Below are 17,184 nucleotides of genomic sequence, written 5' to 3'. Positions count from 1 at the left end.
CAAAAACGTCAATCTACAATCATAAAAGTATTTTAAACTTTTGTCTTACTGCATAAGTTGGTTAATCGCCTGCTGCTGATCCCACATCATCAGATAAGCCTGATATTTGCGGTCATAGAAGTTCCGCCGTGCCGGGTTAGCCTTAATCACCTCGCCTGATCGAACCATCGCCTGGCATGCAGATGGAATATTTTCCCACGCGCCGCAGGCAACCGCGCCGGTGATGGCCGCACCTAACGTCACTGCATCCTCTTCCTGCATCAGATGAATATCGCATCCGGTGGCATCGGCATATTCTCGCAACCACAGTGGGTTATGCGTTGCGCCGCCGCACAGCGTCAGTCGGGAAATGGTGTGACCGTTTTCGCGCATCACTTCCATAATATGCCGCGTACCGCAGGCGATCGCCTGTAATGTCGCCAGGTACAGACGAGCAACCTGCATCTCGCCTCGCTCAAGAGTCAAACCGCAAACACTCCCCCGGGCATCGGGTCGCGCGCGCGGTGAACGATTGCCGTGGTGATCGGCCAGCACATGCAAATAACGACCAGGCTCTGACTCCTGCGCCTCAAGTGCGGCGACCCATTCATTAACTAAAACGATGGGATGGCAACCCCGCGCCTCAGCCTTGTGAAATAGCGCCGCGCTGGCTCCTGACTCCTGAAGCGTCCAGTCGACTAACGCCCCAGCAGCACTTTGCCCCCCTTCTGTCAGCCAGTAGCCTGGCAGCATGGCTGACCAGTACGGCCCCCATACACCAGGTGTATGAATTTCCTGCTCGCTGCACAGCATATGGCAATTTGACGTTCCGCTGATCAACGCCAACGTCCCCTCAGGCTCAACACCAGCAAGCGCTACTCCGCCCGCATGGGCATCAATCATTCCGCTAGCGACGACCACTGCAGTCGTCAGCCCCAGCGCCTGGGCCGCATCGGCGCTAAGCGTTCCAACGGCGGCGCCTGGCGGCAGGATCCGCGACGGGATTTTTCCCAACAAATCCGTTAGCTCAACAGCGTCAAGCAAAGAGTGGCTAAAGCGTTGTTCATGTGCCAGATAGTTCCATTTACACGTCAGCGTGCACAGACCAGCAACATCACAGGCGGTAGCTTTAGAGACCAGAAAGTCCGCCAGATCGTAGAAGCGATACGCACTCTGCCAGGTGGCTGGAAAATGGTTTTTCAACCACAGTACTTTAGGAAGCTCCATTTCGACGCTGACTTCACCGCCAACGTAGCGCAGAGCCGGATCCTGCGTGGCGTTTATACGTTGCGTCTCCTGCGCCGCACGATGATCCATCCACATGATGATGTTATGGTCTGATGGTTCGCCTGGTGAAACTGCCAGACCCCGCCCCTGTTCATCCAGTGCCACCAATGAACAGGTGGCATCAAATCCCAATGCGCGAATCTCCTCAATGCGAACCCCGGATGACGACACCGCCTCCTTCACTGCATGGCAAACCTGCTGCCAGATTTCTGCAGATGACTGCTCAACCCGCTCAGGACCGGGTCGAAACTGCGAGATGGCATATGTCGCAAAAGCCAGCCGTTTGCCACTGGCATCAAAGACACCAGCCCTGACGCTGGCGGAACCGACATCCACACCGAGGAAATATCCACTGCCCATAGTAACTCCCTGACGCTGGCGAATGATGGGGCGAGCACTTCGCCCCAACGGTGTTATTTTTTACCGAATGGGTGTAACAGCTTGTCAATTTCCGGGGTGTCAATGTTCTTCGCATTAACGAATTTAACCGGAATATCAATTTCTTTCGGTACAGACTGACCCGATACCGCTGCATTTAGTGTCTTGATACCCTGGTAGCCAATCTGATAAGCGTCCTGCACGACAAAGCCCTGAATGACCCCAGACTTCAGGAAAGCAATGATTGCCTCGGTGCTATCAAAACCAATCACTTTCACTTTGCCTTTCAGGTTTTGACTATCAATGGCGTTTGCTACGCCCAGCGTTGAGCCTTCATTGGTGCCATAAATCCCTGCAATATCAGGGTTGGCCTGGATCATATCGATGGTTTTATCCATCGCTTTTTGCGGATCGCCATCGCTGTACTGGACCGGTAGCACCTGGATTTCCGGGTATTTCTCCTTCATGCGGGCAATAAACCCTTCCGAACGCTCAATCGCTGAGGAGGTCCCCGCTACGTGCGCAATAATGCCCACTTTACCTTTGCTGCCCACTTCCGCTGCCAGTGCATCCGCCGCTTCAGCACCGGCTTTACGGTTATTCGTGGCGACAAAGCTCACTGGAATATCGGAATTCACGCCGGAGTCAAACGTCACAACTTTAATGCCGCGTGAATTTGCGGTCTCAACTAATGGCGCCAGCGCATTGGCATCTAACGCTGCCAGCAATAGCCCATTGGGTTTTTGCGCCATCGCGTTTTCAACTAGCTGAATCTGCTCGGCAATCTGAGTTTCATCCGCCGGGCCAACATAGCTGGTTTTATCACCCGACTCTTTTGCTGCCGCTTCCGTCCCCATTTTTACGGTTTGCCAGAATTCATGCTGGAAACCTTTACTGACCACCGGAAGGTTCATATCTTTAGCCAATACGCTGGATGTCATACAGGCCAGCAGGGATAACGCATAGACAAAATTCCTGGTTCTCATTGTTTTACTCCGTTCTGAGTGAGTCACCCTAAACGTCAGGGTTATGATGCCCCGTGACTTCCGGGAGCGTAAATCAACGAATTTTTTTGCGTAATGTATCGAGATAAACCGCCGCAATGACCACCACGCCCATGGCCACCATTTGCCAGAACTGGGAAACCCCCATCAGGTTCAGACCATTTTTCAACACGCTCATAATGAATGCGCCGATGATAGTCCCGCCGATGGTGCCAATTCCTCCCATCAGGCTCGTCCCACCAATAACAACCGCCGCGATGGCTTCCAGTTCATAACCCACGCCAACCGTTGGCTGACCAGAGTTCAGACGTGAGGCCAGAATAACGCCGGCGATCCCGGTCAGCAGACCGCAAAAGGCGTAGACGAAAATTTTGACGCGTTGAACTTTAATTCCCGAAAGGTGTGCGGCCACCTCATTGCTACCCACAGCGTAAACATAGCGACCAATCACCGTTTTCTTCAGGATGTAGGCGGCGATTAGCGCCACCACTACCAGGTAAAAAACGGGATAAGGCAACACATCGAACAAACGTCCCTGGGCCAGCATTTTGAAGGTGGGGTAATCAGCGAAATAAATCGCACGACCATCTGTCATCACCATATTGATGCCTCTGACGGACATCATCAGGCCCAGCGTGGCGATAAAAGGTGGGATAGTCATTTTGGTGACCAGCAGACCATTGATATAGCCGCATAATCCACCGGCCAGCACCCCGGCCAGAATACATACGGGCAGAGGCAATCCCAGCGTGGCGCTGATGCCTACCGCAACACCAGAAAAGGCCACCACCGAGCCAAGAGAAAGGTCGATTCCTGACGTGATAATGACGAAGGTAACGCCAATCGCCATAATGCCAATCACTGAAGTTTGCAGAGCGATTGTCATGATGTTTTCAGTGTTAAAGAAAAATGGCGAACCAAAGCTAAAAAATATTACTAAAATAATCAGACTCAAAAGCGGCGCAAGGCGCATTAAAAGTTCTTTGTTAATTTTTATTTTCTTATTATTGCTGTCTGAAGAGGTTACAGAGATAGTCATAAATTAGTCCTCTAACGTCGCATATTGCATGATTTTTTCTTGTGTGGCGTCATCAGAAGCTAACTCCCCGGTAATACGTCCATTACGCATCACTAAAATGCGATCGCACATACCCAGCACTTCCGGTAATTCAGAGGAGATCATGATAATTGACTTCCCTTTTGCCACCAGTCGATTCATTAATTCATAAATTTCAAGTTTGGCACCCACATCAATACCGCGAGTGGGTTCATCAAAGATGAGAATATCGGTGTCTTTACACACCCATCTGGCTATAATAATTTTCTGCTGATTACCACCACTTAAATTCAGAGCAGCCTGTTCTAAATGTGGTGTTTTAATGCGTAGGGCTTTCACCTGTTCTTCGCTGGTTTTCTGACAACGTTTGCTGTCCACGTTGCCATAACGATCGGAATACTCAGGATAATTGCCCAACATAATATTGCGCTCAACGGACAGTCCTAATGCCAGCCCCTCTTTTTTCCTGTCCTCGGTTAAATAGCTGATACCCTGTTTGATAGCATCAGGAATATCTTTAATTACCGTCACGTTACCGTTCAGCTTGAGGGTTCCGCCATCAATGGGATCCGCACCAAAAATCGCCCGCGCCAGCTCAGTACGTCCTGCCCCCATCAGACCGGCGAAGCCCAAAATTTCGCCCTGATACAGAGTGAAATCAATATTGTTTAATACGCCATTGCGCGTCAGACCGCTTACTTCCAACACCGGCTTGCGTTGAGCCAAAGGTTCGCGGCGAGGATAGATATTGCCAAGATCGCGCCCAACCATCATGGCAATCAGATCGCTAATTTTAACCGCATCATAATCCACAGTGGCAATAAACTGACCATCCCGCATCACCGTCGCGCGATCGGCGATCAGCGCCAGTTCCTCTAATCTGTGCGAGATATAAACAATGCCCGTTCCCTGTTCTTTCAGCAAACGAGTTACCTGAAATAAGCTGTCAATTTCCGTTTCGGTCAGCGCTGCCGTCGGTTCATCCATAATAAGAATCTTGGCATTCACCGATATCGCTTTAGCAATCTCAACCATTTGTTGTTGCGCGACGGTCAGATCGGCCACCAGCGTTTCTGGAGAGATATTCAGGTTTAATTTTTGCAAAATATCGATAGCTGCCTGTCGCTGTTGTTTTTCATCCAGACGCCAGCGATTATTTTTGCAAAACTCCCTGCCAATAAATATATTATCTTCCACCGTGAGTTCAGGGAAAAGGTTAAACTCCTGGTGAATGATGGTGATACCTGCGCTTTGTGCACTCAACGGGTTCGCAAAAGTAACAGGTTGTCCCTCAAAAATAATATCCCCTTCATCAGGCTGATAAACACCGGATAAAATCTTCATCAACGTAGACTTTCCTGCGCCATTCTCACCCAGCAGCGCATGAACCTCTCCTTTGCGTAAAGCAAAATCCACATTACTCAACGCTAATACGCCGGGAAAACGTTTCGTAATATGACTCATCTGTAAAAATGTTTCAGACATTGCTGCTTTCCTCAATATACAGAAACTGCAATCAGTGAATCAGGCGCAAAACGTTGCCAGGAAGCCATCGTCACCGTTAATGCGAATACTACCTATAAGTTCATATGCGTTTTATCAATTATGCTAACTCGAGTTAGCGAAGTGCCTTTTAAAGCTATTTTAGCTACTCAAAATAGCCAAATCATTTGGTTTAAAACTGTGACGCTGAACAGACAATTTATTACAACCAATTAATTTAAAAAGAATTTATTGAAAATACCCGTCCTGGTTTATTTGACGCAGATCGAATTTTAACCACTTCTCGTGAAGCCTCTCACAGTTCCACAACAAAAAAGTTGTGCAAAAAACTCTCTAATACCTAAGCTAACTCGAGTTAGCAAAAATGGGTTATTCAGCCAACTGCGACGGTGGTGTTCAACATCCGCTTTTGCAGCACGGCATAAAGTGAGATGAGGAACCTCGAATGAACAAAAATAGCTTACCGAAAATTGGAATTCGTCCGGTGATTGATGGGCGCCGTATGGGTGTTCGTGAATCGCTCGAAGAGCAAACCATGAATATGGCAAAAGCCACTGCTGCGCTGATCACAGAGAAACTTCGTCACGCCTGTGGTGCACAAATTGAATGTGTGATTGCCGACACTTGCATTGCCGGGATGGCTGAATCTGCCGCCTGTGAAGAAAAATTCAGCAGCCTGAACGTAGGCGTGACGATTACTGTTACCCCATGCTGGTGCTACGGTAGCGAAACCATCGACATGGATCCGATGCGCCCGAAAGCTATCTGGGGCTTTAACGGAACAGAACGTCCCGGCGCAGTTTATCTGGCCGCAGCATTGGCTGCGCATAATCAAAAAGGACTTCCCGCCTTCTCTATTTACGGCCATGACGTACAGGATGCCGGTGACACCACGATCCCTGCCGATGTTGAAGAAAAATTGCTGCGCTTTGCCCGCGCGGGCCTGGCGGTTGCCAGTATGAAAGGCAAAAGCTACCTGTCCGTAGGCGGCGTTTCAATGGGCATTGCCGGCTCGATTGTCGATCATAACTTCTTTGAATCCTGGCTGGGAATGAAGGTTCAACCCGTTGATATGACCGAACTGCGTCGTCGCATCGACCAAAAAATCTATGACGAAGCTGAGCTGGAAATGGCGCTGGCGTGGGCGGATAAAAACTTCCGCTACGGTGAAGATCAGAACGCACAGCAATATAAGCGTAACGCAGAGCAGAGCCGTGCGGTGCTGAAAGAGAGTCTGCTGATGGCCATGTGCATTCGCGACATGATGCAGGGTAACCAGAAACTGGCAGACAAAGGTCGGGTTGAAGAGTCGCTGGGGTACAACGCGATTGCCGCAGGCTTCCAGGGCCAGCGTCACTGGACCGATCAATACCCGAATGGCGATACCGCCGAAGCACTGCTCAACAGCTCCTTTGACTGGAACGGCATTCGCGAACCGTTCGTTGTCGCCACCGAAAACGACAGCCTGAACGGCGTGGCGATGCTGTTTGGTCATCAACTCACCGGCACAGCGCAGGTCTTTGCCGATGTGCGCACCTACTGGTCGCCAGAGGCGGTTGAACGCGTCACAGGTAAACCGCTAACCGGCCTTGCTGAGCACGGTATTATTCACCTGATTAACTCCGGCTCGGCAGCGCTGGATGGCTCCTGCAAACAGCGCGACGGCGAAGGGAAACCGACCATGAAGCCGCACTGGGAAATCTCACAGAAAGAGGCGGATGATTGCCTGGCGGCTACCGAATGGTGTCCGGCTATTCACGAATACTTCCGCGGCGGCGGCTATTCTTCTCGCTTCCTGACCGAGGGCGGCGTGCCGTTCACCATGACCCGCATCAACATCATCAAAGGCCTGGGCCCGGTGCTGCAAATCGCGGAAGGCTGGAGCGTGGAATTGCCGAAAGAGATGCACGACCAGCTTGATGCGCGCACCAACTCCACCTGGCCAACCACCTGGTTCGCCCCGCGCTTAACCGGTAAAGGCCCGTTCAGCGATGTCTATTCCGTCATGGCTAACTGGGGCGCAAACCACGGCGTACTGACGATTGGTCACGTGGGCGCGGACTTTATTACGCTCGCCGCCATGTTGCGTATCCCGGTTTGTATGCACAACGTGGAAGACGAAAAAATTTACCGCCCTTCAGCCTGGGCAGCCCATGGTATGGATATGGAAGGCCAGGATTATCGCGCCTGCCAGAACTACGGCCCGCTGTATAAGCGTTAATGCGACTCTGGCCCGGTGGCGCAAGCTTACCGGGCCTGCGCAGTGAATTTTGTAGGCCGGGTAAGCGCTGCGCCATCCGGCTACGTTTGGGGAGCGAATATGAAACAAGACGTTATCCTGGTTCTCGACTGTGGCGCGACCAACGTGCGGGCTATCGCCGTTGACCGACAGGGAAAGATTGTCGCCCGCGCAGCAACCCCGAACGCCAGTGACATCGCAACAGAAAACAGTACCTGGCATCAATGGTCGCTGGAGGCCATTCTGCAACGCTTCGCCGACTGCTGTCAGCGCCTCTGCACGCAACTGGCCGCCTGCCATGTCCGCGGGATCGCCGTCACCACTTTTGGCGTAGACGGCGCGCTGGTTGATAAGAACGGCAAGCAGCTGTATCCGGTGATTAGCTGGAAATGCCCACGCACCGCAGCGGTGATGGAGAATATTCACCGCTACATATCACCGCAGCAATTGCAGGAAATTTCCGGCGTTGGCGCATTTAGCTTCAACACGCTGTATAAACTGGTGTGGCTGCAAGAAAACCATCCGCAATTTCTGGAGCAGGCGCACGCCTGGTTGTTTATCTCGTCGCTTATCAACCACCGTTTAACCGGCGAGTTCACTACAGATATCACCATGGCGGGCACCAGCCAGCTGCTGGACATCCGGCAGCGCGATTTTAGTCATGACATTTTGCAAGCTACGGGCATACCGCGCCGTCTGTTCCCGCGCCTGGTTGAAGCAGGCGAACAGATTGGGGCTTTGCAACCAGAGGCTGCCAGCTTGCTCGGGCTTACGGCGGGAATTCCGGTCATCTCTGCCGGACACGACACGCAGTTTGCGCTATTTGGCGCTGGAGCCCAGCCAGATGAACCGGTGCTCTCTTCCGGCACATGGGAAATTCTGATGGTGCGCAGTGCGCAGGTGGATACCTCCCAGCTCAGCCAATATGCGGGTTCCACTTGTGAGCTGGATAGCCAGGCTGGACTTAATAACCCCGGCATGCAGTGGCTGGCTTCCGGTGTACTCGAGTGGGTGCGTAAGCTGCTGTGGACTGCCGACACCCCCTGGCAGACGCTGATTGACGAAGCCAGGGCCATCCCGGCAGGCGCCGAAGGCGTGAAGATGCACTGCGACCTGCTGGCCTGTCAGAATGCGGGCTGGCAAGGGGTTACGCTCAATACCACCCGTGGGCACTTTTATCGCGCCGCGCTGGAAGGACTGACAGAACAGCTGCAGCGAAACCTCCATACGCTGGAAAAAATCGGTCATTTCCAGGCCACAGAACTGCTATTGGTTGGTGGGGGAAGCCGTAACGCGTTGTGGAATCAGATCAAAGCGAATGTTCTCGGGATACCTGTCAAAGTGCTGGATGACGCCGAAACCACCGTGGCAGGTGCCGCAATGTTTGCGTGGTCGGGCATTGGGGAATTTGCCTCACCGGAACAGGCACGCGGGCAGGTACGCTACCAGTACCGTTACTTCTATCCGCAAACCGAATCCGAACTAACAGGAGTTGAGTAACATGCTCAAAACAATATCTCCCTTAATTTCGCCCGACCTGCTGAAGGTGCTGGCTGAAATGGGCCACGGCGATGAGATTATATTTTCCGATGCCCACTTTCCGGCCCACAGCATGGGACCGCAGGTTATCCGCGCCGACGGTCTATTGGTCAGCGACCTGCTACAGGCGATTATTCCGCTCTTTGAACTGGACAGCTATGCCCCACCGCTGGTGATGATGGCGGCTGTTGAAGGCGATGCCCTCGATCCTGACGTCGAGGCCCGCTATCGTCAGGCGCTTTCACTGCAAACCCCCTGCCCGGACATCACGCGTATTGACCGCTATGCCTTCTATGAACGCGCGCAACAGGCGTTTGCGATCGTTATCACAGGAGAGCGGGCAAAGTACGGGAATATTCTATTAAAAAAAGGAGTAACCCCGTAATCTCTGGTCTGAATGCCCGTCAGCTACGGGCATTCATCATAAGATGAGGATCAGAACATGAAAGCGGCGCGCCAGCAGGCGATCGTAGATCTGCTTACCAACCACAAAAATCTGACAACCGAAACCCTTGCTTTGCAACTTAAGGTCAGCAAAGAGACCATCCGCCGCGATCTCAGCGAGCTACAAGCCCAGGGAAAAGTGCTGCGCAATCACGGGCGGGCCAAAGTGATTCATCGGGAAAATCAGGACAGCGGCGACCCGTTTCATATGCGACTCAAAAGCCACTATGCCCACAAAGCGAATATTGCCCGCGAAGCGCTGGCATGGATCGAAGAAGGTATGGTGATAGCCCTGGACGCCAGCTCAACGTGCTGGTACCTGGCGCGACAGTTACCGGACATCAACATTCACGTCTTTACCAACAGCCAGCCCATTTGCCAGGAATTGGCTAAACGCGAACACCTTCAGCTCATCAGCTCCGGTGGTCGCCTTGAGCGTAAATACGGTTGCTATGTTAACCCCTCGCTCATCTCGCAGCTCAAACCACTCGAGATCGATCTGTTTATTTTTTCCTGCGTAGGGATCGACAGCGACGGCGCACTTTGGGACTCTAACGCGACCAATGCCGACTTCAAGTCCATTCTGCTTAAGCGCGCAGCGCAGTCATTATTGCTGATCGATAAAAGTAAATTTAATCGTTCGGGGGAGGCCCGGATTGGGCATCTGGATGATGTGACGCATATTATTTCAGATACGCCGCTAATTGAAACAATACAGGCCGGATGAGGCATTTACGCCTTCATCCGGCCTGCAATTTTACCTTATCGCTCGTCGCGACGACCACCAACAGCAGCCCACAGGCGACGGACGTGCACGGTGACTTCTTCACGGTCATGATACAGCTGACGCGCCTGAATCTGGGCATTTACGCCATGCTCGTCAAGCTGTGCCTGAATATAAGCCAGGTTTTGCGACACCTCTTCGTAGCGTTTTTTCATCGGCAGCTTGAGGTTGAAGATAGTCTCACGACACCAGCCGTTGACCAGCCACTGCGCCATCAGGGCGGCAACCTTCGCGGGCTTTTCCACCATGTCGCAAACCATCCACGAAATGTTATTGCGATTTGGCCGGTACTTAAATCCGTCTTCACGCAGCCAGGTAACTTGTCCGGTATCCATCAGGCTTTGCGCCATCGGACCATTATCCACGGAGTAAACCCACATGTTGCGTTTAACCAGTTGATAGGTCCAACCGCCCGGGCATGCCCCTAAATCCACCGCATACATTCCGTTAGCCAGACGTTCATCCCACTCATCGGCTGGAATAAACACGTGCAGCGCTTCTTCCAGCTTCAGTGTTGAACGGCTCGGCGCATCGGCCGGGAACTTCAGACGCGGAATGCCCATGTAGAACGGGGAGTTATTGTCAGGCCAGGAATAGCCGGTATAGCAACAGCCTGGTGCGATAAAGAACACATGAACCACCGGACGTTTTGGCGTTTCATATTTTGCCAGCACGCCCGCTTCCCGCAGCGCCGCGCGCAGTGGTACGGTAAATTTACGGCAAAATTTAACCAACTCTTTGCTTTCATTGGTATCAGCAACTTCAACGCGCAGATCGCCGCCTTTCTCTACCACGCCCTGCAACATGCCGACAATCGGCGTAATGCGGTCTTCCGGCGGTAAATATTGCAGCAGTTCGCCCACCACAAACATTTGACGGGCAAAAATCAGCGAGCTAAACGGCAACTCTTTCACTAACTTTTCGGCATCGTCCTGCTGATAGCATTCGAAGATGACGTAACCCGCATTGTCTTTCACGCGGGCAAAACCGAAGATTTCCCGGCGTCCTGCTTTATCCGTAATTTCTGCGGCGCACTCTTTTTCAAAACCTGGGCGACACAACAATACAACCTTATTCATGGCTAACGCCCTTACGTTTCAATCGAATAGCGCCCACTAACATCAGCGCCCAGCCCACAAGGAAGCTGAAACCGCCGACGGGGGTAACAAACGCCCACAGGCGTAAATGCGAGAGCGCGAGGCAATACAGGCTGCCGCTAAACAACACGGTTCCTAATGCCAAAAACACGCTACTCCAGTAAAACCAAATGCTAATGCGCCGCTGCATGGCGACGGCCAGGCCAAATATAGCCAGCGTATGGAACGCCTGATACTCGAGGCCAGTCTGGATCCACCCCATCTCAACGACACCGAGGGTTTTACTCAGAACATGTGCCCCAAAGGCGCCCAACGCCACAAAGATAAAGCCACTTACGGCGGCAAAAATCAGCATAAAACGGCTGGTCATGTGAATACCCTACGTAAATTATTGTTCATAACGAAAGCGGAATTTTTCTTGTTCCGTGGCCGCTTTCGCCAGAATCCACTGACGGAAGGCGGCTATTTTACCCAGTTCTGCCTGACTGTCATGACAAACCAGATAAAATGCGTTTTTGCTGACCAGAACATCATTAAACGGACAGACCAGACGTCCGGCTTCTATTTCGGATTGCGCCATGACGTTATTAGCCAACGCAATTCCCTGTCCATGGATAGCAGCCTGGAGCACCATGGCGCTATGGCTGAAGATGGGTCCCTGCTGTACGTTGATATGATTCAGGCCAAGCTGGCGCGTATAGGCTTGCCAGTCACGGCGTGACGCATCGTGCAATAATGTGTGTTTCGCCAGATCTTCGGGCGTCTTTAGCGGTTTATCACCGGTGAGTAATAGCGGCGAGCAGACCGGCAATAAATATTCTGCGTACAATTTTTCAACGCGCAGACCCGGCCAGTTGCCACGTCCGTAGAAAATCGCCACATCAACGTCGTCAGCCAGTTTGTCTTCCTGACGGTCCACCGCCTGGATCCTGACATCGATTCCCGGATAAGCTGAGTTAAAGCTAGAGAGTCTGGGAACCATCCATTGGATTGCAAAACTGGGCAATAAACTCACAGTGAGCGCACCTTTTGCACTGCGTGCCTGAAGTTTACGCGTCGCGTCGGTTAATTGCGAAAAAATCTCTTTGATGTCGAGAAAGTAGCTTTGGCCTTCTTCCGTTAACAGCAAAGATCGATTGCGTCGACGAAACAGCTTCAGCCCCAGGAAATCCTCAAGTGACTTGATTTGATGACTTACTGCGGCCTGCGTCACAAAAAGCTCTTCTGCTGCGCGAGTAAAGCTCAAATGACGCGCTGCAGCATCAAAAACACGCAACGCATTTAGGGGTGGTAATCGTTTTGACATGACTTTTAGGCTTTGATGTTAAATGAATTTAACAATTAACCAACAGGTTGTAACCTATTAGTTTTTTTTATCTGAGCCATTATAAATTGTCCGTTGAGGTTCTACCAGCAAATACCTATAGTGGCGGCACTTCCTGAAGCCGGAACGAAAAGTTTTATCGGAATGCGTGTTCTGGTGGGCTTTTGGCTTACGGTTGTGATGTTGTGTTGTTGTGTTTGCAATTGGTCTGCGATTCAGACCATGGTAGCAAAGCTACCCTTTTTCACTTCCTGTACATTTACCCTGTCTGTCCATAGTGATTAATGTAGCACCGCCAAATTGCGGTGCTTTTTTTTGTCCGACTCTTTGTCGATGGACGACCGGTTAGTTATCCAGTTCTACCATCTCTTTCACATCGGTACGGTTAATCTGCTGTTTGTTGCCGTTAGCGTCTTTATACGAAATCATCCCCGTTTCATTGTCGGTCTGTGGCTTACCATCAGATACGATTGATCGACCATCATTGGTGTGCATCACGTAATTCGAACCAGAACAGGCGCTCAGGGCAAAAGTCAGCATACAAGCAGAGATAATTGCGGCAGTCTTTTTCATCTTTTTCTCCTTAAAGCGATTTATGCTATTAAAAACACACTCCGTAACAGGCTAAATTGCTCGCCTAACGATATATAGCATAAGACACTGCGTGGACTTTGCCAGGATATCCAGAGTATTCCGATGGTTAGCACACCCCTTGTATCAGCGCCCTTTTTGCGCCACGATCGGTTTACTGAACTGAGGAATACCATGAACGCTTTTAACCCCGCGCAGTTTCGCGCGCAATTTCCCGCACTCAACGATGCTGGCGTCTATCTCGACAGCGCTGCTACAGCACTGAAGCCGCAGGCAGTGATTGAGGCCACCCATCAGTTTTATAGCCTGAGCGCCGGGAACGTCCATCGCAGCCAGTTTGCCGAAGCACAGCGCCTGACCGCACGCTATGAAGCCGCGCGGGAAAAAGTCGCAAGCCTGATTAATGCGCCGGATGACAAAACAATCGTCTGGACCCGCGGTACGACGGAAGCGATCAACATGGTTGCCCAAAGCTATGCGCGACCGCGGTTACAACCGGGTGATGAGATTATCGTTAGCGCAGCAGAACATCATGCCAACCTCGTGCCCTGGCTGATGGTGGCGGAGCAAACGGGGGCGAAGGTCGTCAGACTACCGCTTAACGACCATTTATTGCCAGACGTTGAAAGCCTCGCGCAACTCATCACTCCACGCAGCCGCATTCTGGCGCTTGGGCAGATGTCGAACGTTACCGGCGGTTGCCCGGATTTAGCCCGCGCCATTACGCTCGCCCATGCGGCTGGAATGGTGGTGATGGTGGACGGCGCCCAGGGGATTGTCCATTTCCCCGCCGACGTACAGCAATTAGACATTGATTTCTATGCGTTCTCGGGCCACAAGCTGTATGGCCCCACCGGCATTGGCGTGCTGTACGGTAAACCGCAACTGCTGGATGCCATGTCTCCCTGGCTCGGTGGCGGTAAAATGATTAGCGAAGTTAGTTTTGACGGTTTCACCACCCAGGCTGCTCCATGGAAGCTGGAGGCCGGTACACCTAACGTTGCTGGCGTTATCGGGCTAAGCGCGGCGCTCGAATGGCTGGCGGACGTTGACGTGGTGCAGGCCGAAAACTGGAGCCGGGGTCTGGCGACGCTGGCAGAAGATGCACTGGCGAAACGCCCCGGCTTTCGCTCCTTCCGCTGCCAGGACTCCAGTCTGTTAGCCTTTGATTTCGCAGGGGTTCATCACAGCGACATGGTGACGTTGCTGGCCGAATATGGCATTGCACTGCGTGCAGGACAACACTGTGCGCAACCGCTGCTGGCAGAACTGGGCGTATCCGGGACGCTACGCGCCTCATTTGCACCTTATAATACGCAAAGTGATGTAGATGCGTTGGTCGCAGCCGTTGACCGCGCGCTGGAAATATTGGTGGATTAATGACAAGCCCTCTGTTCGCCGGACACCCGTTTGGCACAACCGTAACGGAAGAGACGTTACGCAATACCTTTACCCCGCTCACCCAGTGGGAAGATAAATATCGCCAGCTGATTCTGCTGGGTAAGCAGTTGCCAGCGCTTCCGGATTCGCTAAAGGCACAGGCCAAAGAGATCGCGGGCTGCGAAAACCGCGTTTGGCTGGGGCATACCCTTCATGAGAATGGTACTTTGCATTTCTTCGGCGACAGCGAAGGTCGCATTGTACGCGGGCTGCTGGCGGTATTACTCACGGCGGTTGAAGGTAAAACTGCAGCCGAGTTACTGGCGCATTCGCCTATGGCATTATTTGACGAGCTAGGTTTACGCGCGCAGCTCAGCGCCTCGCGTACCCAGGGGCTGCATGCTCTTAACGCGGCGATTCTTGAGGCTGCCCGACAGGTTTGATGGTTGCCGGATGGCGACGCGAACGCGCCTTATCCGGCACAACACAATCAACTCTGGCGCGCCGCTTTCGCCATCATCTTCTTCAGCGCATGTGAGACGGCAACAAAGCCAAAGGTGGCGGTCACCATAGTGGCCGCGCCAAAACCGGATGCGCAATCCATGCGCTTCGGCCCTTCCGCCGTCGCCTTCATCGCACATACCGAGCCATCTGCCTGCGGGTAAACCAGCGCTTCGGTCGAGAACACACAGTCCACGCCCAGCTTGCCTTTGCTGTTTTTCACCACGCCAAAATCGCTTTTCAGTCGCTCGCGTAGCTTGGCTGCCAGCGGATCCTGGATAGTTTTTGCCAAATCAACGACCTGTATCTGCGTCGGGTCGATCTGCCCTCCCGCACCACCGGTGGTCACCAGCGGAATTTTGTTACGCCGACACCAGGCGATCAGTGCCGCTTTTGGGCGCACGCTATCAATAGCATCAATGACATACGAATAACCCGCACTCATATACTCAGCAACATTATCCGGCGTGACAAAATCATCGACCACGTTCACCCGGCACTCCGGGTTAATCTGACGGATACGTTCAGCCATCACTTCAGCTTTTGCCAGGCCGACGTTATCGCGCAGAGCATGGATCTGGCGGTTAGTATTGGTGACGCACACATCATCCATATCGATGAGCGTGATGGCGCCAATACCGGTACGCGCCAGCGCTTCCGCCGCCCACGACCCTACCCCGCCAATCCCGACCACGCAAACGTGCGATTGGGCAAACAACTGCAGCGCATTTTCGCCATACAGACGCGCCGTACCGCCAAAACGCTGGCGCCAGGCATCACTGATAACCACAGACATAACACCTCAAATTCATTAATATCGAGCGCCATCCGGCTATTAACCGCTGAACACGTTACCCGTACCCGGCGCTGTTTTCAGTACCCACACGCGACCGTAGTGATTATACCACCCCGCACGGTGTCCGGCGTCAGCACCAATGCCCTGATAGATATCGAAGTGTTGCCCTTTAATAGCGCCACCCACATCTAACGCCACCATCAGGCGCAGTTCGTACTGCCCGGTAAACTTGCCGTTATTGTCCAGTAACGGGACTTCCGCCAGCAATGTTGTGCCCGCCGGAATGATACTGCGGTCAGAAGCCACAGATGCGCGGCCAATCAACGGTACCGCGCTGGCCCCTTTGACCGGTGCAAAAGATTGCGGTTTAAAGAAGACAAACGATGGGTTCTGCTCCAACAGCTCACGCACTTCGGCTTCGCTGTGCGTTTCACCCCAATGGCGAATAGCCTGCATCGACATATCTTCTTTTTTCACTTCGCCACGATCGATAAGCACTTTACCGATGCTGCGATAGGCGTGGCCGTTTTTCCCGGAATAGCTAAAGAAGTTAAGCGGGCTGCCATCGCCAAAATCGATGTAACCACTGCCCTGCACATCCATAATGAAGTTATCCATTAGGGAGTTGCTGTACGCCAGAATGTAGTTGTCGCTCAGCGCGCCCGCGTAAATCTCGGCACGGCTTGGTAAGCGCCCACGTTTTGGCGGCATGCGATAGATAGGATACTGAAACTCGCCCTGGCGCGTATGGCGCGCCTGAATAACCGGCGTGTAGTAACCGGTAAACTGGACGTTACCGTAGTTGTCCGCCCCTTCCATTTGCCAGGCATCAATACCAAACTGGCGCATACTGCGCGTATCACCGCCCGCACGTAACCACTGCTGGATAGCGTTGTAAACGTTGCTCTGGTTGCCGTACAAACGTGGCGAAGCGCTGCGAATTTGATTAACCTGCTCGGCGAAATCACCGGCATTGATTGGTGCGCCAACCGCATCAGGCTGGTTCACCAGTGAGAAAGGCTGGGTAAATTTCCCGTCTTTATACTGCTGCCCACGATCGGTGGGTTTTGAGGAACACGCGGCGAGCATCGCGACGACAGCTCCCGCCAGAAGATATTTTGCCCAACGTCCTTTCATTGTTCTCGTCTTATGTTGCCTGAATGCGAGACGAAGATAACAAACCCCCGAACCTAATGAAATGCGTATACATACCCGAACGCAAATTTTGAGCAAAAAACAATCCAGAATGCGTTGTTTTTGTTCATTTTCACCTTAAAAACG

At 52.5% G+C, this 17,184-nt stretch carries 16 protein-coding genes; 6 read left to right on the top strand and 10 right to left on the bottom strand.

Annotated elements, in window-relative coordinates; all coding sequences use genetic code 11:
• Nucleotides 1-45 precede the first annotated feature (45 nt).
• The 4 genes from HV314_RS05535 to HV314_RS05520 all read right to left on the bottom strand — a co-directional run bounded on the left by HV314_RS05535 (nucleotide 46) and on the right by HV314_RS05520 (nucleotide 5,190).
• Entirely contained in the window at nucleotides 46-1,626 is a 1,581-nt protein-coding gene (locus tag HV314_RS05535; RefSeq protein ID WP_047414355.1) for an FGGY-family carbohydrate kinase, read from the bottom strand.
• A 53-nt stretch (nucleotides 1,627-1,679) separates the two neighbouring features.
• Nucleotides 1,680-2,630 (bottom strand): ABC transporter substrate-binding protein, encoded by a 951-nt coding sequence (locus HV314_RS05530; RefSeq protein WP_016157361.1) that lies wholly within the window; start codon nucleotides 2,628-2,630, stop codon nucleotides 1,680-1,682.
• 73 nt (nucleotides 2,631-2,703) lie between these two features.
• Nucleotides 2,704-3,687 carry an ABC transporter permease gene (locus HV314_RS05525; RefSeq protein WP_003034055.1) on the bottom strand — a complete coding sequence of 328 codons (984 nt, stop codon included), beginning with the start codon at nucleotides 3,685-3,687 and terminating at the stop codon, nucleotides 2,704-2,706.
• Between the two features lie 3 nt (nucleotides 3,688-3,690).
• Nucleotides 3,691-5,190, bottom strand: a complete 1,500-nt coding sequence (locus tag HV314_RS05520) for a sugar ABC transporter ATP-binding protein (RefSeq protein ID WP_019077590.1) — start codon at nucleotides 5,188-5,190, stop codon at nucleotides 3,691-3,693.
• A gap of 463 nt (nucleotides 5,191-5,653) precedes the next feature.
• Between HV314_RS05520 and fucI the strand changes: the two genes are divergently transcribed.
• The 4 genes from fucI (at nucleotide 5,654) to fucR (ending at nucleotide 10,157) form a co-directional block, all read left to right on the top strand.
• Entirely contained in the window at nucleotides 5,654-7,429 is a 1,776-nt protein-coding gene (gene fucI / locus HV314_RS05515) for an L-fucose isomerase (RefSeq protein ID WP_047357907.1), read from the top strand.
• Between the two features lie 99 nt (nucleotides 7,430-7,528).
• Nucleotides 7,529-8,947, top strand: coding sequence for an L-fuculokinase (fucK, locus tag HV314_RS05510; RefSeq protein ID WP_151222360.1), 1,419 nt, complete (start codon nucleotides 7,529-7,531; stop codon nucleotides 8,945-8,947).
• 1 nt (nucleotide 8,948) lies between these two features.
• The gene (gene fucU, locus HV314_RS05505) at nucleotides 8,949-9,371 is read left to right on the top strand and encodes an L-fucose mutarotase (RefSeq protein ID WP_019077593.1); all 423 of its coding nucleotides are present in this window, start codon (nucleotides 8,949-8,951) and stop codon (nucleotides 9,369-9,371) included.
• A gap of 57 nt (nucleotides 9,372-9,428) precedes the next feature.
• Nucleotides 9,429-10,157: an L-fucose operon activator gene (gene fucR / locus HV314_RS05500; RefSeq protein WP_137352548.1), complete on the top strand. Its 729-nt coding sequence runs from the start codon at nucleotides 9,429-9,431 to the stop codon at nucleotides 10,155-10,157.
• A gap of 35 nt (nucleotides 10,158-10,192) precedes the next feature.
• Here fucR and rlmM read toward each other — a convergent pair whose 3' ends face one another.
• The 4 genes from rlmM to HV314_RS05480 form a co-directional block, all read right to left on the bottom strand.
• Nucleotides 10,193-11,293: a 23S rRNA (cytidine(2498)-2'-O)-methyltransferase RlmM gene (rlmM, locus tag HV314_RS05495; protein ID WP_003034040.1), complete on the bottom strand. Its 1,101-nt coding sequence runs from the start codon at nucleotides 11,291-11,293 to the stop codon at nucleotides 10,193-10,195.
• Nucleotides 11,286-11,681 carry a DUF423 domain-containing protein gene (locus HV314_RS05490; protein ID WP_003034037.1) on the bottom strand — a complete coding sequence of 132 codons (396 nt, stop codon included), beginning with the start codon at nucleotides 11,679-11,681 and terminating at the stop codon, nucleotides 11,286-11,288. The genes rlmM and HV314_RS05490 overlap by 8 nt, the downstream gene beginning before the upstream one ends.
• A gap of 18 nt (nucleotides 11,682-11,699) precedes the next feature.
• Nucleotides 11,700-12,617, bottom strand: coding sequence for a glycine cleavage system transcriptional regulator GcvA (gcvA, locus tag HV314_RS05485; protein ID WP_016154260.1), 918 nt, complete (start codon nucleotides 12,615-12,617; stop codon nucleotides 11,700-11,702).
• 363 nt (nucleotides 12,618-12,980) lie between these two features.
• Nucleotides 12,981-13,208, bottom strand: coding sequence for a YgdI/YgdR family lipoprotein (locus tag HV314_RS05480; RefSeq protein ID WP_016154261.1), 228 nt, complete (start codon nucleotides 13,206-13,208; stop codon nucleotides 12,981-12,983).
• 192 nt (nucleotides 13,209-13,400) lie between these two features.
• On the opposite strand from HV314_RS05480, the gene csdA reads away from it, so the two are divergent.
• Together csdA and csdE are read left to right on the top strand one after the other, a co-directional pair.
• Entirely contained in the window at nucleotides 13,401-14,606 is a 1,206-nt protein-coding gene (gene csdA / locus HV314_RS05475) for a cysteine desulfurase CsdA (protein ID WP_181547522.1), read from the top strand.
• Nucleotides 14,606-15,049, top strand: a complete 444-nt coding sequence (gene csdE / locus HV314_RS05470) for a cysteine desulfurase sulfur acceptor subunit CsdE (protein ID WP_181547520.1) — start codon at nucleotides 14,606-14,608, stop codon at nucleotides 15,047-15,049. The genes csdA and csdE overlap by 1 nt, the downstream gene beginning before the upstream one ends.
• A 47-nt stretch (nucleotides 15,050-15,096) precedes the next feature.
• Here the strand turns inward: csdE and tcdA are convergent, their stop codons facing one another.
• Together tcdA and mltA are read right to left on the bottom strand one after the other, a co-directional pair.
• The gene (gene tcdA, locus HV314_RS05465) at nucleotides 15,097-15,903 is read right to left on the bottom strand and encodes a tRNA cyclic N6-threonylcarbamoyladenosine(37) synthase TcdA (RefSeq protein WP_019077596.1); all 807 of its coding nucleotides are present in this window, start codon (nucleotides 15,901-15,903) and stop codon (nucleotides 15,097-15,099) included.
• A 39-nt stretch (nucleotides 15,904-15,942) separates the two neighbouring features.
• Complete coding sequence (gene mltA, locus HV314_RS05460) at nucleotides 15,943-17,040, bottom strand: murein transglycosylase A (RefSeq protein ID WP_019077597.1); 1,098 nt, start codon at nucleotides 17,038-17,040, stop codon at nucleotides 15,943-15,945.
• Nucleotides 17,041-17,184 lie beyond the last annotated feature (144 nt).

Origin of the sequence: Citrobacter sp. RHBSTW-00887 (assembly GCF_013728095.1) — a bacterium.
GTDB lineage: Bacteria > Pseudomonadota > Gammaproteobacteria > Enterobacterales > Enterobacteriaceae > Citrobacter > Citrobacter braakii.
Note: the sequence above shows the minus strand (reverse complement) of the source record. Positions and strands in the feature narration are given on the sequence as shown.

Coding starts and splice junctions, on each gene's coding strand:
- HV314_RS05535 (WP_047414355.1), bottom strand. CDS start 1,626: ATGGGCAGTGGATATTTCCTCGGTGTGGATGTCGGTTCCGCCAGCGTC.
- HV314_RS05530 (WP_016157361.1), bottom strand. CDS start 2,630: ATGAGAACCAGGAATTTTGTCTATGCGTTATCCCTGCTGGCCTGTATG.
- HV314_RS05525 (WP_003034055.1), bottom strand. CDS start 3,687: ATGACTATCTCTGTAACCTCTTCAGACAGCAATAATAAGAAAATAAAA.
- HV314_RS05520 (WP_019077590.1), bottom strand. CDS start 5,190: ATGTCTGAAACATTTTTACAGATGAGTCATATTACGAAACGTTTTCCC.
- fucI (WP_047357907.1), top strand. CDS start 5,654: ATGAACAAAAATAGCTTACCGAAAATTGGAATTCGTCCGGTGATTGAT.
- fucK (WP_151222360.1), top strand. CDS start 7,529: ATGAAACAAGACGTTATCCTGGTTCTCGACTGTGGCGCGACCAACGTG.
- fucU (WP_019077593.1), top strand. CDS start 8,949: ATGCTCAAAACAATATCTCCCTTAATTTCGCCCGACCTGCTGAAGGTG.
- fucR (WP_137352548.1), top strand. CDS start 9,429: ATGAAAGCGGCGCGCCAGCAGGCGATCGTAGATCTGCTTACCAACCAC.
- rlmM (WP_003034040.1), bottom strand. CDS start 11,293: ATGAATAAGGTTGTATTGTTGTGTCGCCCAGGTTTTGAAAAAGAGTGC.
- HV314_RS05490 (WP_003034037.1), bottom strand. CDS start 11,681: ATGACCAGCCGTTTTATGCTGATTTTTGCCGCCGTAAGTGGCTTTATC.
- gcvA (WP_016154260.1), bottom strand. CDS start 12,617: ATGTCAAAACGATTACCACCCCTAAATGCGTTGCGTGTTTTTGATGCT.
- HV314_RS05480 (WP_016154261.1), bottom strand. CDS start 13,208: ATGAAAAAGACTGCCGCAATTATCTCTGCTTGTATGCTGACTTTTGCC.
- csdA (WP_181547522.1), top strand. CDS start 13,401: ATGAACGCTTTTAACCCCGCGCAGTTTCGCGCGCAATTTCCCGCACTC.
- csdE (WP_181547520.1), top strand. CDS start 14,606: ATGACAAGCCCTCTGTTCGCCGGACACCCGTTTGGCACAACCGTAACG.
- tcdA (WP_019077596.1), bottom strand. CDS start 15,903: ATGTCTGTGGTTATCAGTGATGCCTGGCGCCAGCGTTTTGGCGGTACG.
- mltA (WP_019077597.1), bottom strand. CDS start 17,040: ATGAAAGGACGTTGGGCAAAATATCTTCTGGCGGGAGCTGTCGTCGCG.